This is a genomic window from Caballeronia sp. INML2 (genome assembly GCF_023631365.1).
GTDB classification, from domain to species: Bacteria; Pseudomonadota; Gammaproteobacteria; order Burkholderiales; family Burkholderiaceae; genus Caballeronia; species Caballeronia turbans.
Genome location: NZ_JALQDH010000065.1, coordinates 33,224 through 57,556 on the forward strand (window position 1 = coordinate 33,224; position 24,333 = coordinate 57,556).

Below are 24,333 nucleotides of genomic sequence, written 5' to 3' on the forward strand. Positions count from 1 at the left end.
TTCGCCGTCGATGCCTTATAACGTGTGTGGCCGCGCATGTGCCGCACGAGGTATCGAATGATGAGACGGAGGAAGCGATGGTTCGGCTGGTGATGATTCTTCTCGGCGTGGACTATCTGCGCACGCGATGGCGCTCGGTGATGACGCTCGGGCTGCTCAGCATCGCGCTCGGCGGCGTCATCTTCACCGACGCGCTCGACGGCTCGCTCTACTTTCCCATCATCCCCTTCGCGCTGATGATGCTGCTCGAAGGCCTCGCCACACTCGCCGTCGCGTGGACCGGCATGGGCGGTCAGCGCAAGCTGCGCTACGTGAAAGGCACGACGTTCTGCCTCTCGGCGCTGCTCGTGCTGTTCGGCGGCGAGCACGGCAACTTCGTGCTGTCGCTCATCTTCGGCACGCTCTTTCTCGTCGATGGCGCGTTGCAGATCGTCTCCGCGCGCGTGGTCCGCTATCGCAAATGGCGTCTCGCCACGGCAGGCGGCGTGCTCGAAATCGCAATCGCAATCTTTTTCTATCAGCCTTATCCCGATCACTATGCGGGCACGGTCGCCTATTGCGTCGCGTTCGGCCTCTTCTTCGGCGGCTGGAACATGATCCTGCTCGCGGCGCGCGTGCGGCGCATGGCGGCGAATCCCGCCGTCGAAGGCGAATCGGCTACGGCGGCGCAGGCAGAACCCGCGCGCGCCGCGCCGTCGTTCGCCGGCGCGGTCTTCGACGGCCCGCCCGCACCCGATGAAGCCGCGCTGACCGTGCACGTATGGACGCCGGTCGGCACGGCGAAGTCGCAGCCGAAGCGGCAGTTGCTGGTCGATCGCTATATCGCCGCTGTCGACAGGAACGGCACCATCTCGACGGGCCACGCGGCGCTGGAAACGCCCGAAGGCGTCTACATCAGCCTGTATCCCGCGGTCGAGATCGACCGCTCGCCGAACGAATTCACGCGCACGCTGCGCGCGACACGCGAGAACGACGTGCCCGGCCTCTTTCAGCCCGACTATGAAACCGAGTCGAAGGCGTGGTGTCCGTCGACGCAACAGGTGCGCATCCGCAACTACGATCCGGTGAGGCTCGCGCGCTTTTGGCAGGCGTATCGGCGTGACACGACCTATAACCTCACTTACCGCAATTGCTCGAGTTCCGTGGCGCGGGCGCTGGAAGCGGCGATCGAGGGTGCGTCGGCGCGCGTATGGGGCAAGGGCGGCGGATGGAAGCCGCTCGTGCGCATCATGACGACACCGGAGCTATGGGTCGCGGCGCAAGTGCGAAAGCGTGCCGCGACGATGGCCTGGACGCCGGGCCTCACGCTCGATTACGCGCGCGCGCTCAGCATGCTCGCCGACCCGCGTCACTCCGGCTGGGTGAAGATGGCGCGCATCGCGGTCGCGACGATGTATCGCTCGCGGCAGCGCTGGCGCGCCGAAGAGCATGCGGCGGCGCGCGCGCAAGGAGAAGCGTCGGTGGAAGCGGAACGGCGCACCGGATGAAGCGATGATTCGATGCGCGCGATTTACTGATCGCTCGCCTTGTCGATGGCCTTGCGCGAGCGGCTGCCGCGCGATGACGATTTGCGCGATGGCTTTTCCGCCTTCGATTCGGCAACCGGTCCGGCGGCGATCACCGCGCTTTCGTTCGATACATCGGCGACGCTCTGCTTCGTCGCAGTCTTGCGCGCACGGCTCCGCGCGGCCGGCTTTTTCGGCGCGGATGCGGGCGCGGGTGTAGCTTCCGCTTGCGGTTCGAACGTCTCGCGTTCGACCGGCATCGGTGCCTCTTCCACGAACGCGACCGGTTCGTGCGCGGCTTTCCTTGCGTCTCGTCGCTCTCTGCGGCTGCTTTTCCCCGCGCCTTCGTGTTCTGTCGGAGCGACCGGCGTCGATGCTTCTTCCTCGAACACGACGGGCTCGGGCGCGGCCGCGTGCGCACTCTTCCTTGCGCCGCGGCGCTCTCGGCGTCGGTTGTTCCCAGCGCCTTCGTTTTCTTTCTGGACGACCGGCGCCTCGGGTTGCCTCACATCGACCGCCGCGGCCTGAGCGGACTGAGCGGAGCGAAACACGAATGCGCCGGATTTGTCGTCGCGGCCCACTTCGAGCAGACCGCGCGACTGCGCTTCATCGAGCAGATTGCCGAACGCACGAAAGCCATATTGCGTTTCGCTGAAGCCCGGCTTGCGGCGCTTGATCGCGCTCTTCAACACCGACGCCCAGATCTTGCCGCTCTCGCCGCGCTCCGATGCGAGCGCCTCGAACGTCTCGACGGTGATCGCGATGGCCTGCGACTTGCGCGAGTCCGTCTCCTGCCTGGGATGCCGTTCTTCATCGGGCGCGCGTTTCGATTCGCGCTGTTCGCGCTTGGCGATGGCGCGTTGCTGCTCGCGCACGAGGTCGTCGTAGAAGATGAACTCGTCGCAGTTCGCGACGAGCAGGTCGGACGTCGATTGCTTCACACCTACGCCGATGACCTTCTTCGCGTTCTCGCGCAGCTTCGACACGAGCGGCGAGAAGTCGGAGTCGCCGCTGATGATGACGAACGTATCGACGTGTGATTTCGTGTAGCAAAGATCGAGCGCATCGACGACGAGGCGAATGTCGGCCGAGTTCTTGCCCGACTGGCGCACGTGCGGAATCTCGATCATCTCGAAGCTCGCCTCATGCATCGCCGATTTGAAGCCTTTGTAGCGATCCCAGTCGCAATAGGCTTTCTTGACGACGATGCTTCCCTTCAGCAGCAGGCGTTCGAGCACCGGCCGGATATCGAATTTCTCGTACTTCGCATCGCGAACGCCGAGCGCGACGTTTTCGAAGTCGCAGAACAACGCCATGCTGACGCTTTCCTGAGGTCCAGCCATATGATTCTCCAGCCCGTGCGGCTTGTTTGGAATGCGCACATGATAGCTTGTCGGCCCGATGGCCGTTCATGACTCGCCGCCCCCGACGTTCAAGGTCTTCTCGCGTCGCGCCAGCAGATCGTCGAGCGTCTCGTTCGCCTCGCGCATCAGACGTTCGACGACTTCGCCCGCGGATGTCCGCTCGCTCACCAGCGCCGACGATTCCCCCGCGAAAAGCGCCATTTTTTCGAGATCGCCGGTCGTCGATCGCAGCGGAGAGATCGTGCTGTATTTTTCGACGGCACCCCATTCGTCATGCGCGATGACTTCGCGCGGCAGCGCATAGGGATCGTTGCCGAAGAGATGATCGCGCGCCGCATCCGTCAGGCTGTTCGCGAGCACGCGCACCGGTGAGCCGGCGGGCCAGTTGATCGCGTAGAGGTCGGTGTGGACGGTGTCGCCCGCGCGCGCATCGATCACGCGTTGCTTGTGATAATCGTGCGCATAGGATTCGTGCGTCGGCAGGAAGACAGTGCCGCAATGCACGCCGCTCGCGCCCAGCGCCAGCGCCGCAACGAGCCCCGCGCCCGTCGCGATGCCGCCCGACGCGACCACCGGCACACGGATATGCGCGGCGATTTCGGGTAGCAGCGTCATGATGCCGGTCGAGCCGCGCACATGGCCGCCCGCCTCGACGCCTTGCGCCACGATCACATCGGCGCCGGCCTTTTCCGCGCGAAGCGCATCTTCGAGCGAGCCGACCTGATACAGCACGAGCGCGCCGCCGTCTTTCGCGCGCGCGACGATATCGGGGTACACGTCCCAGAAAAAGCAGTTCGCCGGCACCGCCAGTTCGAGGCAGGCGTCGAGCTCGGCGGCCAGCAAGCCGGGTTTCGTGCCCGTCGGAATGAGGTTGACGCCGAATGGCCGATCCGTCGCGGCGCGCACGGCGGCGACTTCGTCGGCGATCGTCTCGGGCGATTCGCGCACCATGCCGAGCAATCCGAAGCCTCCCGCACTCGACACCGCCGACGCGAGTTCCGCACGCGCGGGGCCTCCCATGCCGGCGGAGATGATCGGATAAAGGCAGCCGAGCACGCGGGTCAACTCGGTATCGAAAGGCGCAGCGTTCGCGGTCATGTCGTCCTCGCGCGATGAACGGCCCGAAAGCAAGTGCCGGACCCTCGCCAAAGCCTAGTCCCGACCGGACTGGCTTTCAAGCTGACTCATGACGGATGGCGCTTCGTCGGCGAGAGCGCTTCGCGGACTGTGGCCTGAGAAGCGCAGTCAGGGCTTCGCATGACGCGCGGCGAGCGCGGCAAGGTCGCGGCGGACCCAGTCGGCGTCGGCGGCGAATTTTTCGTCGGACATGCCGGGCTGGCGGAACAGCGTGAGCGCCACTTCGGCGCCCGCGCCGTTCTGATAAACGCGCAATGGTACGTAGACCTCTTCACCGTTCGGCAGACCGACGTAATGATCCATCACGCCGAGCGCGTTGTGACCGGTGAAGCGGATCGTCACATCGCCTTCGGGACCGCGGGCGCGCCAGTGGTCGCCCAGGTCTTCGAGCGTGGACTGCGCGAGTCCGGACGCCCATGTCGGAAAGACCTCCGGATGCCAGATCGCTTCATAGAGCTCGCGCCAATCGCGATCGATCGTGACGGTGAGGGTCTGCGTTTGCATCGTCACATGAAGATCACGTTTCGATCTTCGACATCACCGCGGTCGCCGGATCGTAGCGATAACCCTTTTGCGCGAGCTGCTGCGCCATCTTGTCGCCGATCATCTTCTGCTGCGACTCGCGGAACACGAGTTCGTGATCCGGCTTCAGGCGCTCCAGCTCGACCGCGAGCCTGCGCATCAGCGCGACTTCGCCGGTGCTGCGAGCATCGATAAAGAGGATCTTCTCGTTGGCCACATCGAGACGCTGGCGCAAGTCCTTCGCGTAGGTGACCCATTGCTCGGCGTTGGCGCGGAGATCGTCATAGGCCTTCGAATGCGCCTTCGCCTGCGCCGAGATCTGACGCTGCAGCGACGCGAGCTCCGACTCGTCGCCCTGCTCCTTCTCGACGAGGCGCTTCGCGAGATCGGTCGCGTTCTTCTCGGCGGCCTCGGCGCGCTCGCGCAACGCGTTGACATCGTTCGACACGCGCGCGAGTTCGGCGCCCTGCTCGGCCTTCTCTTCCATGAACGCGCTGATCTGCTTGCGGGCTTCATCCAGCTCGGCGCTGACACGGCCAGCGTGATCGCGGTACGCGGTAATTTCGGCGTTTCGCGCAGCTGCGTTCTCACGCTCCGCCGCGAGCGCGACGCGCACTTCGTTCAACTCCACCTCCAGTGCGGCGACGTGCGCGAGGCTTTCGCTCGCCTGCGCCTCGGCGGCCTGCGCGCGCCCGTGCGCGGCGATCGCATCCTGCGACCAGCGTTCGACTTCAGCCGATTTCTCCTGCGATGCGAGGCTCAACGCTTCATGCTGTTGCCGCGCCTGATCGCGCTCTTGTGCGATGCGCGCGAGCTCGTCGTCCTTGCCCGCCATCAATGCATGCAGTTGCGCGTGATCCTGAAGCACGCGGTCGCGCTCTTGCGCAATGCGCGCAAGCTCTTCGTCCTTGCCCGCGAGCGATGCGCTCAACTGCTCGTGCTGCTCCCGCGCCTGATTGCGCTCGTCGGCGATGCGCGCGAGTTCCTCGTCCTTGCCAGTCAGCGACGCGTGCAAATTGCCGTGCTGCTCGCGTGCCTGATCGAGCTCATCGGCGAGACGCGCGAGCGCTTCGTCCTTGCCCGACATCGACGCATGCAATTCCGAATGGTCCTGCCGCGCCTGATCGCGCTCTTGTGCGATGCGCGCGATGTCTTCGTCCTTCGCCGACAACGCCGCGTTCAGCGCATCCTTCGCGCGCCGCTCTTCTTCGAGCGACGCCTTCACGGCTTCCAGTTGCGCCTCGCCCGCCGATACGCGCTGCAACGCTTCCTCGACGCGCGTCTCTGCGGTCTGCGCGCGCGCCGTGACGGCTTCGAACTCCTGGCGCAAGCGCGCGACCGACTCTTCCGATGCCCGCAACGCGCTCACCATCTCCGTCATTTGCTGGCGGCTCTTCGCGGCCTCGTCGCCGGTCTTCTGGAACTCGGCGAGCGCCTCGTCACGCTCCGCGAGCGCGGTCGAAAGCCGCTGGCTCACCGCAGACAGACGCTGGCCGGACATCCGTTCGGTTTCGTCGCGAGAAACGGTCCAGAGCCGCCGCGCGACGTTCACGAGCGTCTCGGCGAGGTCGTCGGGGAGTCCGGTCGGCGCCTGCTGCTGCGGCACGTCCGGGGAACGCGCCTCGCGCCAGCGTTGCAGGCCTGCCGCGATGGCGACGACCGAGCCGCTGCCGGCCTCCGTCCAAACGGTCACGGGGGAAACCTTGCGGCCTTCTTGCGTCAGGCGGTCGGCGATCGACGCGATTTGCTCGTCGGTAATGATGTCTACGTCTGTGGGCATAAGCGCCTCGAAAATCAGTGGCGTCGCACTCAAAAAACTGCGATACGTTGTTACATTCGGCTGAATCCGCGCCAGGGCGGAACGGGATGATACCCATTTTCCACGCCTCGCCATTGCGCAGCGCGTCACGTGCCCTCGAAAACGGGATTTTGCAGCGAGAGTGTATCGCTTGAGAGGCGATAATTTCGAGACGTAATACGTTATTCACAGAAACGCATCGAGCCCGGACGGGCCATCCGTCCGGGCTTCATTGAATCGAGCAAACCGCGCGCTTACGGCCTTGCGAAAACCGGACCGAGCCCGATGACGTTCGCATCTGTCGAACGCGCGCCCGATGCAAAGGCGCCGTTCACCGGCGCACCGTAGGCGGTCAGGCCCTTCGCGGCATCGACGCGCGCCTGCGCGGCCTGGATGTTTTGCGGATACTGCGTCTGGTCGCTCGCCGGATCGTAACCGGCCTTTTGCAGCTCGACGAGCTGCGCGCGTACTTCCGCACGGGTGATCGGCTGGTTCGACTGCGCGAACGAGAAAGCCGGAAGCGCGACAGCGGCAGCGACGATAAGCGATTGGATGACTTTCATGATTGACCTCCAGAGAATGGGATGGAAACCCGTCTTGTCGATCCGCGCCGTGTTGCGAATCGTTCGGGCATGGAGGTATTAGAACCGGCGCACGTATCTGGCTTGTTTCGCGGCACGCAGGTTATGAAACGCCGTGTGTCGGGCTTCACTGCGGATACAGTGCGATACAAAGAGGACGGCCCGCCGCGCCGTCTACAATCGGCTTGCCGTATCGAAACAGGACACGATCGGGACCACACAGGGAGGAGACCCATGCAGACCCCGCGCCCTTCGCTGAACGCCCTGCGCGCGTTCGAGGCCGTGGCGCGCCTGCGCAGCATGACGCTCGCCGCGCAGGAGCTGTGCGTCACGCACGGCGCGATCAGCCGGCAGGTGAAGGCGCTCGAGGACACGCTCGGCCTCACGCTGCTCGTGCGCTCCGCGCAGTCGTCGGACCCGACGCCCGAAGGCAGGCGCCTCGCCGAGGGACTTACTACCGCGTTCAATCTCATCGACGCGAGTATCGAGCAGTTGAAGCCCGAGCCGCTCACGCTGTCGTGCTCCGCGACCATCATGATGAACTGGCTGATTCCGAGGATCGCGGGGTTTCATCGGCGCTATCCGCAGACCGAGCTCAAGTTCAACATGAACTACGACCAGATCGATTTCGTGCGCGACAAGATCAGCGTCGCCATTCGCGCGAACACGATCGAGCCGCCGAAGGACGCGGTCACGCGCACGCTCATCGACGAATGGATCGGGCCGGTGTGCTCGCCGGAGTATGCACAGTCGATCGGACTCGCAACGCCTGCCGATCTCGCGCGCGCAAAGCTGCTGTCCACCCGCACGCGCCCGGAGGCGTGGACGGACTGGTATCACGCGACGAACCTCGCGCCGATCGCCGGCGCGAGCGCGGATGCCTACGATCACTTCTATCTGCTGATTCAGGCGGCCGTGTGCGGTCTCGGCGTGGCGCTCGTACCGCAGTTGCTCGTGATGAACGATCTCATGTCCGGCAAGCTCGTTGCGCCGTTCGGCTTCGCGCCGGGTCCGCGTCAGCTCGTGCTGTGGGTCGCGCCGCATCTGCGCGCGCATGCCGACGTCGCGCAGCTGGAGCGCTGGCTGATCGAAGAGATGAACGAAAGTCTGGAGCAGATGACCGCGTTCCTGCGCGCGCGGGACGACGAAGCGCTCAGGACGTGAAGAACATGCCGTAGAGCGCGCTCGCACGCGAGAGGCGCGCGTGCATCGCGATCGCCGCGGCGATGCTCTCGTTGATCCGCCGTGCCTCGCAGAGCCATCGAAATCGCCCGTCTTCGATGAAACCTCACGAAGCCCCGGTCCATGAAGCGCCGTCGCGCACGTCGCCGAAGAAAGACGCGCGGCCGATCTGTCCGCCTTTCAGCACGATTTCGATCCCGTCGCGCGCCGGATCGTCGGACCACGCGCGGCACAGCGGCGCGCCCGGCGCCATGGCCGCCGCGACGCTCAATGCCGTGATGCCGAGCCTGCTCGCCACTTCGCCGGAACTGTCGCCGCCCGCGACGACGACGCGGCGCAACGGCGTGCGATCGAGCAGCCGGCGCATCACCTCGGCAAGCGCTTCGCCAACCCGGCGCGCGGCGTCCGCGCGGCTCAGTCCGGCGTGCGACGCCATGTCGTCGAATGCGAGCACGGCGGGGTCGTCCGGGCCTTCGGCGCTGAAGACGATCGGGCTTTCGCCAGCGCACACCGCACGAACCGCGGCGCCGGTCACGCGTTCGATTTCGGCTTCGCGAGATTGCGCATTATCGAGTGCGCGGCGCAAGTCCAGGCGCTCGACGCAAAAGCCGTGCTCGCGCGCCCAGCGAATCTGCCCCGCCGTCACGGGCGAACAGCTTCCGCTGACGGCCGCGATCACAGCGGCGGGCGATGCGTCGGGCAAGCCCGGCGTCTGCGGCACGAGCCCGTTCGCGCGCCAGTGCGCCGCGAGCGCGTACTGCAGTCCCGACGACGACGCCGTGAACACGCCCTCGCCGCGCGCCTCCCACACGAGCTTGCCCGCGGCGGCGAGCGTCTCCTCGTCGAGCACGTCGATCATGACGACGGGCGTGCCGTCGTTCGCGAGCGCGCTCAGGCGTTCGCGAACATCCGGCGAACGCAACTGCACGAAATCGATCAGGCGGATGCGCCGCTCCGTCTGCCGGCCCAGATGCACGCGCAGGTCCGCTTCGTCCATCGGCGTGACGGGATGACGCGACATCGTAGGATGACGGTCGAGCCGATGGCCCTCGCCGTCCACTGCCGCGAACAGATTGCCGAAGGCCTGATAGCGCTTGAGGCGCGGCGCGCCGACGATCATCGGCGACCACCTGCCGCGCATCTGCGCGACGCCGATGTCGATCGCGCGGCCTATCGAACCCGTGTGCGGCGATGAATCGAAAGTCGAGCAGACCTTGTATTGCAGGATGGGCGCGCCCAGCGCGGCGAGGCTCGCAAAGGCGTGCGGCAACTCGTCGTCCATCCATTGCGGACTGCGCCCGCGCGATGATCCCGCCAGCCCGACGCAACGCACATCGGGAAAGCGCGCGAGCAGTTCGGGCGCGGGCGCTTGCAGGCACAGAAGCGTCGGCACGCCGGCGGCGGTCATCGCTTCCATCGCGTCGGTGGAACCGGTGAAGTCGTCGCCGTAGTACGCGAGCAGCAGGCCGTCCGGCCATTGCGTGCTCATTTCCAGAACTCCAATGCGCTCTTCAGCGCAGGGCTGCGTTGCGCATGACGGGCGAGCGGCACGCCTTCGATCGCAGCGACCCAGGACTCGCGCAATGCCTCGACGCCCGCCGCGACGCCGCCCGGATGCCCGAAAATGCCGCCGCCCGCCGTGTGAATGAGATCCGCGCAGCCGATTGCGGCATACGTGTCCGCCGCCTGCAAGCCCGTCTGGCCCGAGCTGAACACGGGCATCGCGGTCAATGGCGCTTCGTCCATCACCGGCGACAGGACCGCGCGGGCCGCCGCGATCACGCTTTCGTCGGATTCGCTGAACTTGTTGCGCAGGCCGTTTACGTGCAGATGATCCGCGCCCGCGAGCCGCCACAGCATCTGCCACGGCGCATAGTCCCAGCCGAGCGCTTCGGCGCGCGTCAGATAACCCCAGCCCGCGCGATGCGCGTGGATCGGCAACTGACTGTGCTTGCGCAACTCGGTCATGCCGACGAGACCGATCGAATTGAGCACCGCCATCACGCACGTGCCGCCCTGTTCGAGCACGAGATCGTGACGACGCTTCATCTGATCGAGATCGCCTGTCACGTTGAACGCGACCATCACCTTCTTGCCGGTGCGCTCGGCGTGATCGTTCACGACGCGCATCACCGCGCGCACGCGTTCGTCGAACGGGCAATGCGAGCCGTCGCCTTGCAATTCGTCATCCTTGATGAAGTCGATGCCGCCCGCCACCAGTTCCTTCACCTGCGCGGCGGTTTCCTGCGGCGAAAGCCCGACGCTCGGCTTGATGATCGTGCCGATGAGCGGACCGTGCGACACGCCCGACAGCTTGCGCGTACCCTCGATGCCGAACGCGGGCCCCGGATACGCCGCCGCGAATGACGCGGGCAGGCGCAGCCCGGTCAGACGCAAGCCCGACACCTGCCGCAATTCGAAGAGATTGCCCGCGATCGTCGACATCAGATTCGGCAGCGACGGCCCGAAGTTACCGATCGGCCACGAAAGTTCGAGCACGCATTGCGTATAACGCTTCGATGCGGCGCCTCCCGGGAGACTCGGCGTCTCGGCATGGCCCAGCACTTCGAGCCGTTCGATGCGCGCGCCCGAGCGAGCCTTGAGTTCGGGCGTCTCGTTGGGCAGCGCGATGAAGGTGCCGCTCGACTGCTCGCCCGCGATGGTCTCGGCGGCAAGGCCCGGATCGACGCCGGTTTCGAGCCAGTAAGTGGCGTGGATGCGTTCGGTCACAGTCAGTTCCTCGATGGCGATTCGGTTGCGATCTTGCTCGTGCAGCGCGCAATTTTCAGGTGATACGGCGAATGCTCTCCGCGATTTCCTCGCGGTCGAACACCTTCTTCCAGTCATCGCGCATCAGGCGCGGCTTGCCGAATTCGATCGCCTTGTTGCACGCATCGGAGAATGCGCCGGGAATCTCGTTGAAGATCACTGCGCCGAGAATGTTCATGTGGCCGAGCAGGAAGTCGCGCGCCGCCTGTTCGGGCACGCCGCGCCTGATCGTCTCATCCATCGCTTCGCGCATCACGTAGAGCAGCGTCGCGCAGATGGTTTCCGACAGGCCCGGCTCCAGGATCGCCATCTGATCGACGGTCAGCCGATACGAACGCAGGATCGGCGCGTAGATCACCTTCGCGACGGCCTCGCCCAGATCGAACGCTTCCTCCGGCCCTTGCATCAGCGCGCTGACGATCGACTGCTTCGCGTGCGCGCCGCCGAAGTGGTCATGCAACGACTTCTCGTCGAGGTCGTAGTTGAAGATGATCGGATGGCACGGATGCGCGACGAAATACGTCAGATCCTTGCGGTCCGGAAGATGGCCGGCGAAAGGCGCGGCGGCATCGAGCGTCATGACCATCGTGCCCGGCGACAGCTTGGGCGCGATGTCGTGCGAGAGCTTGCCGATCAGCGTATCGGGCACGGCGAGGATCACGACCTGCGCACCGTCGAGCGCGGCATCGGCGCTGACGCATTCGATACCGAGTTCATCCTTCAGCCGCTTCTGTCCGGCCGCGCCCGGCTCGACATGCGCGACGCGATAGTCCGACTTCAGCAGGTTGCTCGAGAGGCGCACGCCCATCTTTCCGCCTGCTCCGAATAACGCGATCTTTTCCTTCATTTCGATGACTCCGGTGTGAGGTGAGTGTTCAATGTGCGTTGGCCGCGACGGCATCCGGCGCGCGTTCCTGACTCGTGCGTCCGATGGCGAAGGCGAGCGCGGCGGACATCAGCATCATTGCGCCGACGATCAGCATCGGCAGTTGATACGAGCCCGTCGCGTCCTTCGCCATGCCGGTGATGTACGGCGCGACAAAACCCGCGAGATTTCCGACCGTGTTGATGAGCGCGATGCCCGCTGCCGCCGCCGCACCCGAAAGAAAGCGCACGGGCAGCGCCCAGAAGTTCGGCAGCGCGGAGAAGATCGCGCAGGCCGTCACGGTGATCACGGCGATGGTCGCGGCGGGCGAGCCCATCTGCATCGCGAGCGGCACGCTCAACGCGCCGATCAGCGCCGGCACGCCGATATGCCACGAGCGCACGCCGCGCTTGGTTGCGTCGCGGCTCCACAGGAACAGGGCGATCGCGGCCGGCAGATACGGAATCGCGGTGATCAAACCCTTCTGGAACACGTTGAAGTGCGTGCCGAAGCGCGCCTCGAAGCCGCCGATGATGGTCGGCAGGAAGAACGCGAGCGCGTAAAGCCCGTAGATCAGGCCGAAGTACATCAGCGCGAAGAGCCAGACACGGCCACTCATCAGCGCGGCGACGGGGTTGCCGTGGACCTTGCTGGCCGATGCGCCTTTCGCGCGGTCTTCCTCGTCGAGGCGCGTCGTGAGCCAGTCGCGCTCGGCGGCCGTGAGCCAACGGGCGTCAGCGGGTTTGTCCGCGAGATAGAACCACGCGATCACGCCGACCAGAATGGCAGGAATCGCGACGCCGAAGAACATGATGCGCCAGCCGGCGAGATCGAAGAAGCCGTGCGCCTGGATCAGAAGCGCGGCGAACGGCGCGCCGATGACGATCGTGAGCGGTTGCGCGAGATAGAAGAGCGCGAGGATGTGGCTGCGATGCTTCGCGGGCACCCACGTGCTCAGGAAGAGAATCGCGCCGGGAAAGAAACCCGCTTCGGCAACGCCCAGCAGAAAGCGCAGCGTATAGAGCCCGTTTACGCTGCTCACCCAGGTAAAGAGCAATGCGACGATGCCCCACGTCACCATGATGCGCGCGAGCCAGCGGCGCGCGCCGAACTTGTGCAGCGCGAGATTGCTCGGAATCTCCAGCACGATATAGCCGATGAAGAACACGCCCGCCGCGAAACCGAACTGTGCGGCGGTGAGGCCGAGATCCTTGGTCATTCCGTTCGGGCCGGCGAACGAGATCGCGGTCCGGTCGAGAAAGTTGATGAAGAACATCAGCGCGACGAACGGCACGAGCCGCCACGACACTTTTCTGATCGCCGATCGCTCGACGGACTGCGTTTGCACAACGTTCATGTCTCCTCCAGGCGTGGCGCACGAGTGTGGTCAACTGGTGTGACGAGTAGACCATCGCCGGAGGGATGCGAGACATAGGTGCAAACGCCGAATCGGATCGATTTTTTCTCACAGCTTACGGCGATATATTCACGTCTTTATCCATAAACCGCCATAGTGGTGCTGCGAAAATCTCACAGCGTTCGGTCTCCGGGCCGAGCCGGTCGTCGAGCCGAAGTGTCGCCGGCTGCCGCTCACGAATTCAGCGGCGTCGCGGGTGACCCAAAGCCTCATCGACGCGTGCATACCGAACAGGCATCGACCTTCATCGGGATGACTCGCCGATGAAGGTCGTTCGCGTCAGCGCCTTCACGCCGCGACGCGCAATGCCCGCGTTCCGCCTTTCCCCCGGCTCACCGCTGCCAGCGCCGCGAGGCTGATCACCGCCGTGAACATCATGTAGAAGCTGGGCGCCGCCTTGCTGCCCGTCGCGCTCAGCAACCAGATGATGATCGCGGGCGTGAATCCGCCGAACACCGTCACGCCGATGTTGTAGCCGATCGACATGCCCGTCGCGCGCGTGGACACCGGAAAGATTTCCGACATCAGCGCAGGCAGCGCGCCGAAGTAGATCGCCTCGAGCAACGCGAGCCACGCGACGAGTGCGAACAGTGCAGGCACCGACACATGCGACACGACATACGCGAACGCCGGATAGCCCGTCGCGAAGAGCAGCAGCGCCGCCGTCGACATCTGCTGCTCGCCGCGAAACCCGTCGATGCGTCGAGATGCAGCTCGCGGATCGCGAACGTCGGCACATACTGCAACAGGTAGTTCACCGCCGTCGATACCGTCAGCGCGCCGATCGAGACGAGCAGCAACGCCTTCTGCTGCGTGAATACATCGCGCACGGGCGTGGCCGTGTGGTCGGCTTCGGTGTAATCGGCCGCGTCTCGCAGATAGCGTCGCAGGAACAGGCCCGCCGGTCCGATCAGCAAGCCGAAGAAGAACGGAATGCGCCAGCCCCACGCTGCGAGCTCCGTGGCGGGCATCATTTCGGCGCGCTCACCGGCGATCACGCTCGGCAGCGCGGTCGCGCTCGAAGGCGACCCCCGCCCGCCGACGCTCGTCGCCACACCCATCGACGAGCCTTTGCTCAACGAGCGCCTGTTGCAGGTCACCGTGATGCGCGAGCGCCGACTTGCGCCTGCGGTCGATCAGTTTCTGAGCACGCTGACGAACGCGTTGCGCGAAAGTCTGGGCGCGCCGCCCGCCACGCGCGAAGAGAAAAAAACGTTAGGCGGTCATTGCGTGGCGACCCACCACGTGGTGCCGGCGGCGTCGCAAAAGCCGCCTCTGAAGTCGTCATCGGCGCGTTTGCGCGTGGGCGCTTGCACGCTTTGCGCGCCGTTGTGGATGGCGCGGTCGTAGACGGCCTGTACGTCGCGCACGTAGACGTGGATATGCGGCCCCGGCGATTGCTGATCCGTTGCGCCACCGCCGATCATCACGATGCTGTCGTCGATGCGCACTTCGGCGTGCATCAGCGAGCCATCAGGACGATCGAAGCGGCGGACCAGTTCGGCTTCGAAGACTTTCTGCAGAAATGTGATGGTCGCTTCCGCGTTTTCGCAGATGAGGTACGGACTGATGGAGGGGTAGGTCGGGGGTTTCCAGGCGTTCATGGCCATGCCTCGTTTGATCGTCGCGGCTCATCAGGGTAATGGAATCCCGCGTGGGCTTCAAACCCCTTCCACCTCATCCACCTCATCCACATCGACCAACTTCTTCGACACTGCCTTAGGCACCTCGGCCGTCGCTTGCGGCGCGGGCTCATACCGATGCACATCGTGCGTCACGAAGCCCAGATCATGACTCGGCACTTCGAACCACTCCGGATGCCCGAACGATCGACGAATATCTTCCAGCCCGCTTGCCCAGTGCTCGTCCATCGTGTCGTTGCTGAACTCGTAGTCCTTGTAGTGCCCTTCGAAGAACTTGTTCTTGTAGATGAGATGCACGACGTTCACCGCGCCGCCATCCGCGATTTTCTGCGCCTCGCGCAACAGCGGATGCGAGCGCCGCGTCTTCTCGGGAACGTGCTCCAGCAGTTCCTTGATAAGCCGCGCATGCTTTTGATTATGCGAAACGAAATCGGTGATCGCGCGTGTTCGGCTCGAATACTGAATGTCCTTCGTGCGTTCGCTCACGTCGAGAAAATCGCCCGGCAGCGTGCCGCGCGCGCTCCACAGATCCACCTGGAACACGAGCGTGTCCTTGTGCTGGCTTTCGCGAATGATCTCCGTCAGCGGGGTGTTCGACACGAGACCGCCGTCCCAATAGAACTCGCCCTCGATCTCGACAGCAGGAAAGCCCGGCGGCAACGCGCCCGACGCCATGAAGTGCTCAGGCGCGAGACGCATCTTCGTATTGTCGAAGTAGACGAGGTTGCCCGTGCGCACATTGACCGCGCCCACCGACACACGCATGGCGCCATCGTTGATGCGGTCGAAATCGGCGAACTGCAGCAGCGTCGAGCGTAACGCGGACGTATCGTAGTAACTCACGTCGCTCGGGCGCTTGCTCTTCGTGACCGGTCCGAGATCGGGCACATGCACGCGCGGCGAAAAGAAGCCCCTCTGTCCTTCGGTCAGCGCGCGCGCCGCCGCCCACATGCTCGAAAACTTGCGGCCGATATTGCCGAAGCCGAACGCCGCAGGCAGGAACGCGCCGACATGTCCGATCAGATCCGCAGGCTGGCAGATCGTGTTCCAGAACCCGCGCAGCGCGGCCACGCGGTTTTCGGGCGCATTGCCCGCGATGATCGCAGTATTCAGCGCGCCGATGGAAATGCCCGATGTCCATGTCGGATCGACGCCGACTTCCGCGAGCCCTTCGAACACGCCGGCCTGATAGGAGCCCAGCGCGCCGCCGCCTTGCAGCACGAGGCAGACGTCATCGTAATCCGGCAGCGCGACGTGGTTCGCCTGCGTGAGTGTGTTGCGTTGACTGCGGCGCATGGATTCCCCTTATTGCATGAACCAGCCGTGGCTCACCACGACCGACTGCCCTGTCAGCGCATTCGATTCGAAGCCCGCGAGGAACGCGACCGTGTTCGCGACATCGGCGACGGTCGTGAATTCGCCATCGACCGTTTCCTTCAGCATCACGTTCTTCACGACTTCTTCTTGCGAAATGCCGAGCGCCTTCGCCTGCTCGGGAATCTGCTTCTCGACGAGCGGCGTGCGCACGAAACCGGGGCACACCACATTGGCGCGCACGCCGCGCGATCCGCCTTCCTTCGCGACGACACGCGCGAGTCCCAGCAAACCATGCTTCGCCGTGACATAAGCCGACTTCAGTTTCGATGCCTCATGCGAGTGCACCGATCCCATGTAAATGATCGAGCCGCCCTTGCCCGATGCGTACATGTGCTTGATCGCGGCTTTCGTCGTGAGGAACGCGCCGTCGAGATGGATCGCGAGCATCTTCTTCCAGTCGGCATACGCATACTCTTCGATCGGCGCGACGATCTGAATGCCCGCGTTCGACACCAGCACGTCGATGCCGCCCAGCTTGGCCACCGCCTCTTCGATGCCGGCGTTCACCGCGTCTTCGCTCGTCACGTCCATCGATAAGGCGATCGCCTTGCCGCCCGCCTCTACGATGCTGTCCGCAACTTTCTGCGCATTCGCGAGGTTCAGGTCGGCGATGACGACCGCCGCGCCGTCGGCCGCGAGCTTGCGCGCCGTCTGTTCGCCGATGCCGCTCGCTGCGCCCGTGACGAGCGCGACTTTTCCTTGCAGTGCCATGTGCTTGTTCCTTAACGATTCGAAGTTATTGATTGACGGCGAGCCTGAGCTCATCCGGCGGCGCGAGATAGTCATAGGCGACTTCGCCGATATCGAGCGTGAGATTCGCGATGACATGCCGCGCGCCGACCACCTTGCGCACCGGCAGATCCGCGACGGGCGCGAGCGCATGCGCATGCAGTTCCAGCGCGGCCGGGCCTTCCCATGCGCCGAGCACGCTCACGTCGCGCAGAAAGAAGCGAACCAGTTCGCACACGCGCGCGGTGCCATCGACATGCGGCAGCACCTTCAGCAAATAGTTCGGCGTATCGGCGAGCTTCTTGCGCTCGGCTTCGAGATCGAGCGGACGATACTTGTAGCCCATCGTGCCCGTCGCGATCCGCTGCGTGCCGTAGTCGAGCGTGCCGAGCAGCGTGTCCTTGCCGTCGACTGAAAGACGCGGCGATGCGAGCTTCTTCGGAAAGCCCCAGATCTCGCGGCCGCCCGCAATCGGCCCTTCGTCGTCGAGATACATCGCGTGCGTGTAGCTGCCCTTCCGGCCATCCGGATCGATGACGGAGATCACCTGGCCACTTTCGGTGTAATCGCCGAAGCCGGATGAATCCGGCATGCGAATGAACTCGTAGTGCACGAGACCGTTGTCGACTTCGAGCGGCTCGGGGACCACGGCGCGCAACGCATCGAGATCGGTCTCATAGGAGATGATGAAGTACTCGCGATTGAGAAAGCGGAACGGCGGGCGCGGATAAGCAGGATTGTGCACCGGCATGGCGAACGCATTCCTGCGGATGTCATCTTGTTTCACTGGGTCGCCCCTAAGTTGAGAACAGGCACGATAGTAGATGCAGTCAATGACATTTGTCGCAGACGGCAGGCAGCGAACGCACGCATGCCGGCGCACTGCAACCGGCAAATATCCCGCTGCGTCAAAGTCTTATGCACGCCCGCTGATGAATTGCAGTTTTTTGTGCAATATACTGTTGCCTCAGCGGCGCAGACACGGAACGAGCGTGACGTTGCCGCCCGGCTCACACACGCATGAGCGTGATCGGCCGGTGTACCCCAGGTTGAAGCGGAATATCGAGTCTTTTGTTTCTTGCGGTGCGAAGCAACGGCCCACGCGTTGCTTTGCCTTTTCGAAGGCCATCTCCTCCAAGCGAGTCTCCGATGAAAACGTCCTTGAAAAAATCCCTCGTGCTTTTGGTGCTGACGGCATTCGCGGCGCCGACGCTGTCATTCGCGGCCGCAGAGTACCCCGACAACAAGCCGCGGCCCGCGTATCACAAGAAAGGCCAGAAGCATCATCACAAGAAGTCGACGCCGCCCGCCTCGCAATCGCAATAAGCGGCACTGCTCACACACGCACGGGCGTCCGTTATGGACGCCCGTACATTTTCTTCTGGCGCCGTCCGGCGCGATATCAGCTTGCCTGGATACGGTGCGCCGCGAGACTCAGCACGCGTTCGGGCACATCGACATCGATGGGCTTCACGAGATGTTGCGCAAGCGATCCACCGCGATGTGATGCTCGCCATTCGGCGAGTTGCCCGTCGTTAGCGCAAATCGGCACGGCGCGCGACAAGATCCAGCCCAGCGAGCCATGCGCGCGCACCACGCGATGCTCCGGCTCGAACAGGCTCCGCGATGCGAGCGCCGCTTCGATCGCGCGCAGCACGGGCTGATGCTCGGGACGACCGTAAGTACCGAGCCATTCCGCGTTCTCGGACAAGGTGTCCGCGAGAAAGCCGCGACCGTCGAGCGCGCGCATGCGGGTCCAGTCGGCGCTCATGCGATACACCGCATACGACCCGGATGCGACCAGCGCCCTGAAGCGCGATTCGCTCACACGCAGCGCTTCCTCCCTCACGGCGCGTTCGACGAGATCCGCGGCCTGGCGCGGCACGAGCCCGACTTCAAACAATTGCGTCTGATGGACGCACGCGCGCGGAAACTATTGCCCGCTCGAGACGAGACGTGCGCGCATTGCATCGAGGCGCGCCGCGTCGATATGGCCGCGCGTTGCCATCGCTTCGAGCGCCGCCAGCACAGATGCCGTGCCACAAAGCGATGCCGCTTTCGCGTCCGCATCGAGCTCGAAGGCGGCGGAGCGTTTTGCGCCGCGCGCGCGCCAGATTTTCGCGCACGCGAAGAACGCCGCGACGAAGGCGAGTCCGGGGAGGCTCACGCGCCACACATCTTCATCGGATGAGATCGCGAAAACGATGCAGGGTATCGACAAGAGCGCCGTCACCGAAAGCACGGTCCATGCAAAATCGAGCAAGATCGTTTTGCGTTGCGTCGCGTGCCCGACTTCGTGCGCGACGATGATCTGAAGCAAGGGCTCCGGTAACGTCAGCGTGGCGCGATCCACATCAATGCGATTGAACAAGGCTTCGTAGCAGGGCCCGGCGCAGCCCGTGACGAAGCGCACATGCGGCGGCGTAACGTGCAGCGCGGCGGCATCGGCGGCAACGAGCGCGAGGATATGCTGTTCTTCCACGCGAAGCCGCTTCATGATCATTGCCCCGGATGATCGGTCCACTCGCTGCGCGCCTGCCACGCATCGATCTCGGCGGTCAGCTTCGCCAATTTGGCGCGCACGAGCTCGAGCCCGGGGCCGCCCAGCACGAGATGCCCCGGCGGCTCGGACGACGTGACCGCTTCGATGATGACCTGCGCGGCGCGCGCCGGATCGCCCGGCTGCTTGCCGCTGCGCTCCGCGATGGCCGCGCGCCGGCTACCCGAGGTCTGTGCGTAATCGTCGATCGGCCCGCGCGTCTGTTTCAGCGACCGGCCTGCCCAGTCCGTGCGGAACGGGCCGGGCTCGACCGCCGTGACCTTGATGCCGAGCCCTTCGGTCTCGCGGGCGAGCGCTTCGCCCAGGCCCTCGAGTGCGAACTTGGTCGCCGCGTAATAGCCGCTGCCCGGATTGCCGACGAGCCCGCCCACCGACGTGATGTTGACGACATGCCCGGAGCGTCGCTCGCGCATGCGCGGCAGCACGGCCTTGATCATCGCGGCGGCGCCGAAGAAATTCACTTCGAACATCGCGCGCACTTCTTCGTCTTCGCCCTCTTCGACTGCCGAGAGATAGCCGAAGCCCGCGTTGTTCACGAGCACGTCGATATGGCCGAATGCTGCGTAGGCATCGTCGATTGCAGACTTGATCTGGTCGGTGTGCGTGACGTCAAGCGGCACCGCGATTGCGCGGCCCTGGGCGCGTTCGACGATATCGGCGACGCTCGCCGGATCGCGGGCGGCGACGACGGCGCGCCAGCCCTTGTCGATCACGGCGCCGGCCAGTTCGCGGCCGAAGCCGGTCGAGCAGCCGGTGATGAACCAGACGGGGGTGTCGTTATTGCCGTTGGAAGCGGACATTGCGCTACTCCATGAAAAACGCGCGCACACCGCTCATTCTGACCGGAATGCGCGACGCGTGTGTCGCAGGGATCGAAACGAATATGCGGGCCTATCGCAGCGCGGGCATGCGAATCGCCCGATGATTGCGCGGCTCGAACAGAACCGTCTGCTCGATGCGGGCAGCGATCTGCTTCCAGCCGGCGAGCTCCTCGTCGAGCACGGCGAGCGTCAAAAGAATCCGCTCACGATCGTGTTTCGTGGGCGCGGCTTGTGCGTTTTCGCGCAGCGACGCAAGCGCCGCCTCACGCGCGGCAATCTGTTTCGCGATTCGTTCCCGAAGGCACTTCAGTGATTGGTCCATTTTCGTATGACAGGATGATGTCACCGATGACCTCAGCAAACCGCGCGCCTTGCAGTGCGCTTTCACGAGCGCGCCGCGTTGACGCGTTTCTGCAGCGTTATCCGGCATCGCCCGAACTGATCACGGATTGCATGCTCTTCAATAGCTTCGTCAGATAGCGAAGCAAGCCGACCGTATCGCCAAATTCGACGAAGCCGGGCCTGACACCATCGCTGAAGAGCAGCGTGCCGTCCAGCGTGTTATCGACAATCAGCCCGGCGTACGCGGCGTGTGGTCTGTATTCGTCGGCAGCGAGGCTGAACGTATTGCCGTTCACAGCGGCATCACGCAGACGCATGAGAAATTGCACTTCGGGCGCGCGCGACGCGGATAACCGGTGAAGATCGAAGTACTCGGCGACCGCAAGAATTGCATTCGTGCACGGGACGAGCAGCGCAAAAGCGATGCGCTTTTCAGCCGTGTCGAACGATGGCCACGACAGCGCGTCTTGCGGCTGCGGGCTTTTGGTCGGCGTGCCGTCTTCGCTATGCGTATGCGCTTCAGGATGCGAACGTTTGCGCGCAAGTAAGGGCTGTGCCTTCGCGAAGTCCGGCGGCGGCGCACCGCGCTCGATCCAGTCGGAAAAGAGGCTCGCGTAAGCGTAGAGCGTCGTCAGTTGCGCTTCGATGAAGGCGACGCCCACTCTGCAGGCGTCTGGATGGCGACTTTCGGACATGGCGTCTCCTTTGCGTTTCCTCCCTGTATGCAATCACCGGGCCTGATTCGAAGTCGGTTTGCGTCATTGACAGTTAGTTGCGAGAAGGGACAAAGCTGGCCAACGCGAATCGTTCTATATATTTTGGATACCGAATCAATTTCAGCCACGCCAAACCGCCTCCGACACAAGGCGGAGTCACGCGAATACAGAAGACATGCGATGCGTTCGATCTGAAATCGAAGCGTACGAAAGGAAAAGGGGCAATGACGCGCGCGGGTCGGACCGCGCGCGGCGCGTCGCGTTACTTGGCCGCTTCCTCGGTCTTCGGCGCAGGAGCCGATCGCGCGAGGCGATTCGTTTCCAGGTACACGGCGCGTTCCGCATCCGCCGCCGAAACTTCGCCGGCCGCGCCGCCCGTGAGATCGATTCGGGGCGCGCCCTGCACGAGGCAGGTCCAATAGCGATTGCCGCGGCACCAGACCTTGATCGCGCTACGCAGTTCCTTCTCGTTGAGCCCGAGCTCCTCCGCGTGCGTCATCAGATCCTCGAAAATGCCGACCTTCAGCGGAACCTTCGGCGCAGGATTCTTCGGAAACGCGAGCGGAAACCGCTTCTGCAGCTTTCCGATCGTATGCACGACAGGGTCCACCGGTTTCGATGGAGTCCCGGATTTCGCGGACTTAGCGGGATCGGCCGGCTTCGACGCAGCCGGCGGCGCGGGACGCCGCGCGCGCGGCGCCTTCTTCTTCGCTGCATTGCTTGCAGCCTGTTTTGCGAGTTGCTCTTTCAGTCCGGCGAGTTGTTCGAAGCCCATCACATCGTGCCTGTAGAAAACGTACCCGGATTTTAACAGCCTCCGGTGACGACCTCGTGGCCGCCGGCGGCGGCCTCATCGGACAAGCATCTGGCCCCGAAAAGACCGCCCTGCCGACATCGCGCTTACTGGCCGCCCGAATAGACGTTGCAGAATGGTCGCGGCGCGCAGTTGTTCGACATGGCGCCAGTCCAGTTCGATGTTCGCCCGCTCGCGCTCTGGCCCATCGCCACGCCGCCGTATGCGGTGTCGCCGGAAATTGGTGTGCTTTGGACGTCTTGCTGGCGGGGTGCGGGAATGGACTGCAATGTGTCGGTGGGTTCTTGTGCCTGAGTCAGAGTTCCGATTGAAAAGGCGGCCACGAGCGTGGTCGTAACGAGGAAGGTCTTCATGACTTTCTCCTTCAACGAAAGACTTGCCGCTGCCTGACGATACAGCCGCCAGGTGAACCAGGTGCGCATGAAACGCGCACCTATCAAACATATACCCAAGCCGCCGCGAAGTTAAATCTGAAAGTTCGTGCGACTGGTCTGGCGAGCCGAATCCCCGCATGAACGTTCGTCCGCGCATCGATCAATTGGATGCCCGCGACGGCCCTTCACTCTCCTTGAGCCGTGCCCGATGCGCGGCAACCTTTGCCCGATTCCCGCAGATGGCCATGCTGCACCAGCGCCGCGCATGCCCGCGCGTGTGATCCGCGAAAAGCAGCGTGCATTTCGGGCCTTCGCACGCCTTCACGTAAGTAAAGTCCTCTTCGCAGACGAGTTTCGCAAGCGCTTCGACCACCGGCATCAACAGCGATTCGGCGTTCGGCCAACGTCGCTGCATGCTGAACGCGAGACCGCTTGCAGCATTCGCATCGGCGACGATCACCGCATGTTGCTCGTCGCGCTGCAACACGCTGTTTAGCGGCTCGAGTTCGGCCAGATCCTTCGCCGATAACGGCCGCCCTTTCCTCTTTCGCACGAACGCACGAAACCATTCGCGCAGTCCGCGCGCCTTTGCTGCGACCTCGTCCAGCTCGGCAGGCGCGATTTGCGAACGCATTTGCGCCAGCACGTCGGCGGGCACCAGTTCCGCCTGTTCAAGCCATGACAGCAAGCCTTCGCCATCGCCGATCCAGTCGACGGGCTCATCGACCGGCGTCGCGATCGAGTTGAGGAAATGGAGGCCGGGCGCGTCGGCCACAAAAATCGCCGGGATGGGGCGGTAGTCCATTTTGCAATTCAGACGTGTTTCTAGGATGCCCCCATCGTAACCACTAAAAATACTCTTGACAAGTTACGGCGTTCATCCGTAACCTTCTTCACAGGCTTTTAACGGTTACACAACTTTTCCTGACCCTGCGGAGAAACGCTCATGTCCACCATTGCGCATCGTCATATCGACGTCGACGGTTTCAACGTGTTCTATCGCGAAGCCGGTCCGGCAGACGGCCCCAAACTGCTCTTGCTGCATGGCTTTCCCAGTTCGAGCCACATGTTTCGCGATCTCATTCCGCTGCTCTCCGAGCGCTTTCATATCGTTGCGCCCGATCTTCCGGGTTTCGGCCTGTCCGATATGCCGAGCCGCGACGCGTTCTCGTACACGTTCGATAACATCGCGAACGTGATCGATCGCTTTACCGAAGTGATCGGCTTCGATCGCTATGCGGTATATGTCTTCGATTACGGCGCGCCGACCGGCTTTCGTCTTGCGCTCAGGCATCCAGAGCGCATCACGGGGATCGTTTCGCAAAATGGCAACGCCTATGAAGAAGGATTGAGCGACGGCTGGAATCCGATTCGCGCGTACTGGCAAGCGCCCACGCAAGCGAACCGCGATGCGCTGCGCGCGCTGCTCACGAAGGAGACGACGAAGTGGCAATACACGCACGGCGTGCCCGACCTCTCCACGATTTCACCGGATGGCTACGCGCTCGACGACTACTACATGAGCCGCCCTGGCGCGCATGAAGTACAACTCGATCTCTTCGGCGACTACCGCAACAACGTCGCGCTATACCCCGCGTTTCAGGCCTATTTCCGCGAGCATCAGCCGAAGTTGCTGGCGGTGTGGGGCAAGAACGATCCGTTTTTCCTGCCGCCGGGCGCGGAAGCATTCAGGCGCGATATCCCGCATGCGGACGTGCGCTTCTTCGATACAGGCCACTTCGCACTCGAAACGCACGCGGCGCAGATCGCGGCAGCCATCACCGAATTCCTCGCTCACTAAAACGCGGACCTTCACC

At 63.9% G+C, this 24,333-nt stretch carries 25 protein-coding genes and 1 pseudogene; 4 read left to right on the forward strand and 22 right to left on the reverse strand.

Features of this window, described 5'->3' with window-relative positions; all coding sequences use genetic code 11:
- The first annotated feature begins 77 nt into the window (after positions 1-77).
- Positions 78-1,487, forward strand: a complete 1,410-nt coding sequence (locus NCT32_RS22900) for an HdeD family acid-resistance protein (protein WP_061117280.1) — start codon at positions 78-80, stop codon at positions 1,485-1,487.
- 23 nt (positions 1,488-1,510) lie between these two features.
- Here NCT32_RS22900 and NCT32_RS22905 read toward each other — a convergent pair whose 3' ends face one another.
- The 5 genes from NCT32_RS22905 to NCT32_RS22925 all read right to left on the reverse strand — a co-directional run bounded on the left by NCT32_RS22905 (position 1,511) and on the right by NCT32_RS22925 (position 6,889).
- The gene (locus NCT32_RS22905) at positions 1,511-2,848 is read right to left on the reverse strand and encodes an NYN domain-containing protein (protein WP_061117185.1); all 1,338 of its coding nucleotides are present in this window, start codon (positions 2,846-2,848) and stop codon (positions 1,511-1,513) included.
- A gap of 66 nt (positions 2,849-2,914) precedes the next feature.
- On the reverse strand, positions 2,915-3,967 hold the full coding sequence (locus NCT32_RS22910; protein WP_250490561.1) for a nitronate monooxygenase family protein: 1,053 nt from the start codon (positions 3,965-3,967) through the stop codon (positions 2,915-2,917).
- A gap of 147 nt (positions 3,968-4,114) precedes the next feature.
- On the reverse strand, positions 4,115-4,510 hold the full coding sequence (locus tag NCT32_RS22915) for a hypothetical protein (protein WP_061117187.1): 396 nt from the start codon (positions 4,508-4,510) through the stop codon (positions 4,115-4,117).
- Between the two features lie 13 nt (positions 4,511-4,523).
- Complete coding sequence (locus NCT32_RS22920) at positions 4,524-6,308, reverse strand: DNA-binding protein (RefSeq protein WP_061117188.1); 1,785 nt, start codon at positions 6,306-6,308, stop codon at positions 4,524-4,526.
- A 272-nt stretch (positions 6,309-6,580) separates the two neighbouring features.
- The gene (locus NCT32_RS22925) at positions 6,581-6,889 is read right to left on the reverse strand and encodes a DUF4148 domain-containing protein (RefSeq protein ID WP_061117189.1); all 309 of its coding nucleotides are present in this window, start codon (positions 6,887-6,889) and stop codon (positions 6,581-6,583) included.
- Positions 6,890-7,141: 252 nt separating this feature from the next.
- On the opposite strand from NCT32_RS22925, the gene NCT32_RS22930 reads away from it, so the two are divergent.
- The gene (locus tag NCT32_RS22930) at positions 7,142-8,071 is read left to right on the forward strand and encodes a LysR substrate-binding domain-containing protein (RefSeq protein WP_061117190.1); all 930 of its coding nucleotides are present in this window, start codon (positions 7,142-7,144) and stop codon (positions 8,069-8,071) included.
- 124 nt (positions 8,072-8,195) lie between these two features.
- On the opposite strand, the gene oiaK is transcribed toward NCT32_RS22930, so the two are convergent.
- The 9 genes and pseudogenes from oiaK to NCT32_RS22980 form a co-directional block, all read right to left on the reverse strand.
- Complete coding sequence (oiaK, locus tag NCT32_RS22935) at positions 8,196-9,578, reverse strand: 3-oxo-isoapionate kinase OiaK (protein WP_061117191.1); 1,383 nt, start codon at positions 9,576-9,578, stop codon at positions 8,196-8,198.
- Positions 9,575-10,819, reverse strand: coding sequence for a ribulose-bisphosphate carboxylase large subunit family protein (locus tag NCT32_RS22940; protein ID WP_061117192.1), 1,245 nt, complete (start codon positions 10,817-10,819; stop codon positions 9,575-9,577). The genes oiaK and NCT32_RS22940 overlap by 4 nt, the downstream gene beginning before the upstream one ends.
- Before the next feature lie 55 nt (positions 10,820-10,874).
- The gene (locus NCT32_RS22945; RefSeq protein WP_061117193.1) at positions 10,875-11,705 is read right to left on the reverse strand and encodes a phosphogluconate dehydrogenase C-terminal domain-containing protein; all 831 of its coding nucleotides are present in this window, start codon (positions 11,703-11,705) and stop codon (positions 10,875-10,877) included.
- A 28-nt stretch (positions 11,706-11,733) separates the two neighbouring features.
- Positions 11,734-13,080, reverse strand: coding sequence for an MFS transporter (locus NCT32_RS22950; protein ID WP_061117194.1), 1,347 nt, complete (start codon positions 13,078-13,080; stop codon positions 11,734-11,736).
- 348 nt (positions 13,081-13,428) lie between these two features.
- Positions 13,429-14,156 (reverse strand): annotated as a pseudogene (locus NCT32_RS22955) (MFS transporter); the annotation flags it as partial.
- Positions 14,157-14,363: 207 nt separating this feature from the next.
- Complete coding sequence (locus NCT32_RS22965) at positions 14,364-14,744, reverse strand: VOC family protein (protein ID WP_061117281.1); 381 nt, start codon at positions 14,742-14,744, stop codon at positions 14,364-14,366.
- A gap of 57 nt (positions 14,745-14,801) precedes the next feature.
- Positions 14,802-16,079: a patatin-like phospholipase family protein gene (locus NCT32_RS22970; protein WP_061117195.1), complete on the reverse strand. Its 1,278-nt coding sequence runs from the start codon at positions 16,077-16,079 to the stop codon at positions 14,802-14,804.
- Positions 16,080-16,088: 9 nt separating this feature from the next.
- Positions 16,089-16,871 (reverse strand): 3-hydroxybutyrate dehydrogenase, encoded by a 783-nt coding sequence (locus NCT32_RS22975; protein WP_061117196.1) that lies wholly within the window; start codon positions 16,869-16,871, stop codon positions 16,089-16,091.
- A gap of 25 nt (positions 16,872-16,896) precedes the next feature.
- On the reverse strand, positions 16,897-17,676 hold the full coding sequence (locus tag NCT32_RS22980; protein WP_311394676.1) for an acetoacetate decarboxylase: 780 nt from the start codon (positions 17,674-17,676) through the stop codon (positions 16,897-16,899).
- Between the two features lie 362 nt (positions 17,677-18,038).
- Between NCT32_RS22980 and NCT32_RS22985 the strand changes: the two genes are divergently transcribed.
- Complete coding sequence (locus tag NCT32_RS22985; RefSeq protein WP_250477697.1) at positions 18,039-18,215, forward strand: hypothetical protein; 177 nt, start codon at positions 18,039-18,041, stop codon at positions 18,213-18,215.
- 76 nt (positions 18,216-18,291) lie between these two features.
- On the opposite strand, the gene NCT32_RS22990 is transcribed toward NCT32_RS22985, so the two are convergent.
- From NCT32_RS22990 to NCT32_RS23025, 8 genes are all read right to left on the reverse strand, one after another.
- On the reverse strand, positions 18,292-18,792 hold the full coding sequence (locus NCT32_RS22990; protein WP_061117197.1) for a PAS domain-containing protein: 501 nt from the start codon (positions 18,790-18,792) through the stop codon (positions 18,292-18,294).
- 30 nt (positions 18,793-18,822) lie between these two features.
- Positions 18,823-19,386 (reverse strand): M48 family metalloprotease, encoded by a 564-nt coding sequence (locus NCT32_RS22995; RefSeq protein ID WP_250477698.1) that lies wholly within the window; start codon positions 19,384-19,386, stop codon positions 18,823-18,825.
- Positions 19,387-19,388: 2 nt separating this feature from the next.
- On the reverse strand, positions 19,389-20,249 hold the full coding sequence (locus tag NCT32_RS23000) for an oxidoreductase (protein ID WP_061117199.1): 861 nt from the start codon (positions 20,247-20,249) through the stop codon (positions 19,389-19,391).
- 91 nt (positions 20,250-20,340) lie between these two features.
- The gene (locus NCT32_RS23005; RefSeq protein WP_086960869.1) at positions 20,341-20,592 is read right to left on the reverse strand and encodes a hypothetical protein; all 252 of its coding nucleotides are present in this window, start codon (positions 20,590-20,592) and stop codon (positions 20,341-20,343) included.
- A 97-nt stretch (positions 20,593-20,689) separates the two neighbouring features.
- Positions 20,690-21,307 carry a hypothetical protein gene (locus NCT32_RS23010; RefSeq protein ID WP_061117201.1) on the reverse strand — a complete coding sequence of 206 codons (618 nt, stop codon included), beginning with the start codon at positions 21,305-21,307 and terminating at the stop codon, positions 20,690-20,692.
- 283 nt (positions 21,308-21,590) lie between these two features.
- Positions 21,591-22,103 (reverse strand): ProQ/FinO family protein, encoded by a 513-nt coding sequence (locus NCT32_RS23015; RefSeq protein ID WP_061117202.1) that lies wholly within the window; start codon positions 22,101-22,103, stop codon positions 21,591-21,593.
- Between the two features lie 125 nt (positions 22,104-22,228).
- Positions 22,229-22,564 carry a hypothetical protein gene (locus NCT32_RS23020; RefSeq protein ID WP_061117203.1) on the reverse strand — a complete coding sequence of 112 codons (336 nt, stop codon included), beginning with the start codon at positions 22,562-22,564 and terminating at the stop codon, positions 22,229-22,231.
- A 112-nt stretch (positions 22,565-22,676) separates the two neighbouring features.
- On the reverse strand, positions 22,677-23,321 hold the full coding sequence (locus NCT32_RS23025; RefSeq protein WP_061117204.1) for a CGNR zinc finger domain-containing protein: 645 nt from the start codon (positions 23,319-23,321) through the stop codon (positions 22,677-22,679).
- Between the two features lie 141 nt (positions 23,322-23,462).
- Between NCT32_RS23025 and NCT32_RS23030 the strand changes: the two genes are divergently transcribed.
- Positions 23,463-24,317, forward strand: coding sequence for an alpha/beta fold hydrolase (locus NCT32_RS23030; RefSeq protein WP_061117205.1), 855 nt, complete (start codon positions 23,463-23,465; stop codon positions 24,315-24,317).
- The last annotated feature ends 16 nt before the right edge of the window (positions 24,318-24,333 follow it).

What these genes read in the sequence shown, in the direction of transcription:
- oiaK (WP_061117191.1), bottom strand. Translation starts at nt 9,578, where the DNA reads ATGAGCACGCAATGGCCGGACGGCCTGCTGCTCGCGTACTACGGCGAC.
- NCT32_RS23020 (WP_061117203.1), bottom strand. Translation starts at nt 22,564, where the DNA reads ATGCGCACCTGGTTCACCTGGCGGCTGTATCGTCAGGCAGCGGCAAGT.
- NCT32_RS22950 (WP_061117194.1), bottom strand. Translation starts at nt 13,080, where the DNA reads ATGAACGTTGTGCAAACGCAGTCCGTCGAGCGATCGGCGATCAGAAAA.
- NCT32_RS23005 (WP_086960869.1), bottom strand. Translation starts at nt 20,592, where the DNA reads ATGGACCAATCACTGAAGTGCCTTCGGGAACGAATCGCGAAACAGATT.
- NCT32_RS22945 (WP_061117193.1), bottom strand. Translation starts at nt 11,705, where the DNA reads ATGAAGGAAAAGATCGCGTTATTCGGAGCAGGCGGAAAGATGGGCGTG.
- NCT32_RS22915 (WP_061117187.1), bottom strand. Translation starts at nt 4,510, where the DNA reads ATGCAAACGCAGACCCTCACCGTCACGATCGATCGCGATTGGCGCGAG.
- NCT32_RS22985 (WP_250477697.1), top strand. Translation starts at nt 18,039, where the DNA reads ATGAAAACGTCCTTGAAAAAATCCCTCGTGCTTTTGGTGCTGACGGCA.
- NCT32_RS23030 (WP_061117205.1), top strand. Translation starts at nt 23,463, where the DNA reads ATGTCCACCATTGCGCATCGTCATATCGACGTCGACGGTTTCAACGTG.
- NCT32_RS22910 (WP_250490561.1), bottom strand. Translation starts at nt 3,967, where the DNA reads ATGACCGCGAACGCTGCGCCTTTCGATACCGAGTTGACCCGCGTGCTC.
- NCT32_RS22930 (WP_061117190.1), top strand. Translation starts at nt 7,142, where the DNA reads ATGCAGACCCCGCGCCCTTCGCTGAACGCCCTGCGCGCGTTCGAGGCC.
- NCT32_RS23015 (WP_061117202.1), bottom strand. Translation starts at nt 22,103, where the DNA reads ATGGGCTTCGAACAACTCGCCGGACTGAAAGAGCAACTCGCAAAACAG.
- NCT32_RS22970 (WP_061117195.1), bottom strand. Translation starts at nt 16,079, where the DNA reads ATGCGCCGCAGTCAACGCAACACACTCACGCAGGCGAACCACGTCGCG.
- NCT32_RS22920 (WP_061117188.1), bottom strand. Translation starts at nt 6,308, where the DNA reads ATGCCCACAGACGTAGACATCATTACCGACGAGCAAATCGCGTCGATC.
- NCT32_RS22925 (WP_061117189.1), bottom strand. Translation starts at nt 6,889, where the DNA reads ATGAAAGTCATCCAATCGCTTATCGTCGCTGCCGCTGTCGCGCTTCCG.
- NCT32_RS22975 (WP_061117196.1), bottom strand. Translation starts at nt 16,871, where the DNA reads ATGGCACTGCAAGGAAAAGTCGCGCTCGTCACGGGCGCAGCGAGCGGC.
- NCT32_RS23000 (WP_061117199.1), bottom strand. Translation starts at nt 20,249, where the DNA reads ATGTCCGCTTCCAACGGCAATAACGACACCCCCGTCTGGTTCATCACC.
- NCT32_RS22905 (WP_061117185.1), bottom strand. Translation starts at nt 2,848, where the DNA reads ATGGCTGGACCTCAGGAAAGCGTCAGCATGGCGTTGTTCTGCGACTTC.
- NCT32_RS23010 (WP_061117201.1), bottom strand. Translation starts at nt 21,307, where the DNA reads ATGTCCGAAAGTCGCCATCCAGACGCCTGCAGAGTGGGCGTCGCCTTC.
- NCT32_RS23025 (WP_061117204.1), bottom strand. Translation starts at nt 23,321, where the DNA reads ATGGACTACCGCCCCATCCCGGCGATTTTTGTGGCCGACGCGCCCGGC.
- NCT32_RS22965 (WP_061117281.1), bottom strand. Translation starts at nt 14,744, where the DNA reads ATGAACGCCTGGAAACCCCCGACCTACCCCTCCATCAGTCCGTACCTC.
- NCT32_RS22900 (WP_061117280.1), top strand. Translation starts at nt 78, where the DNA reads ATGGTTCGGCTGGTGATGATTCTTCTCGGCGTGGACTATCTGCGCACG.
- NCT32_RS22995 (WP_250477698.1), bottom strand. Translation starts at nt 19,386, where the DNA reads ATGAAGCGGCTTCGCGTGGAAGAACAGCATATCCTCGCGCTCGTTGCC.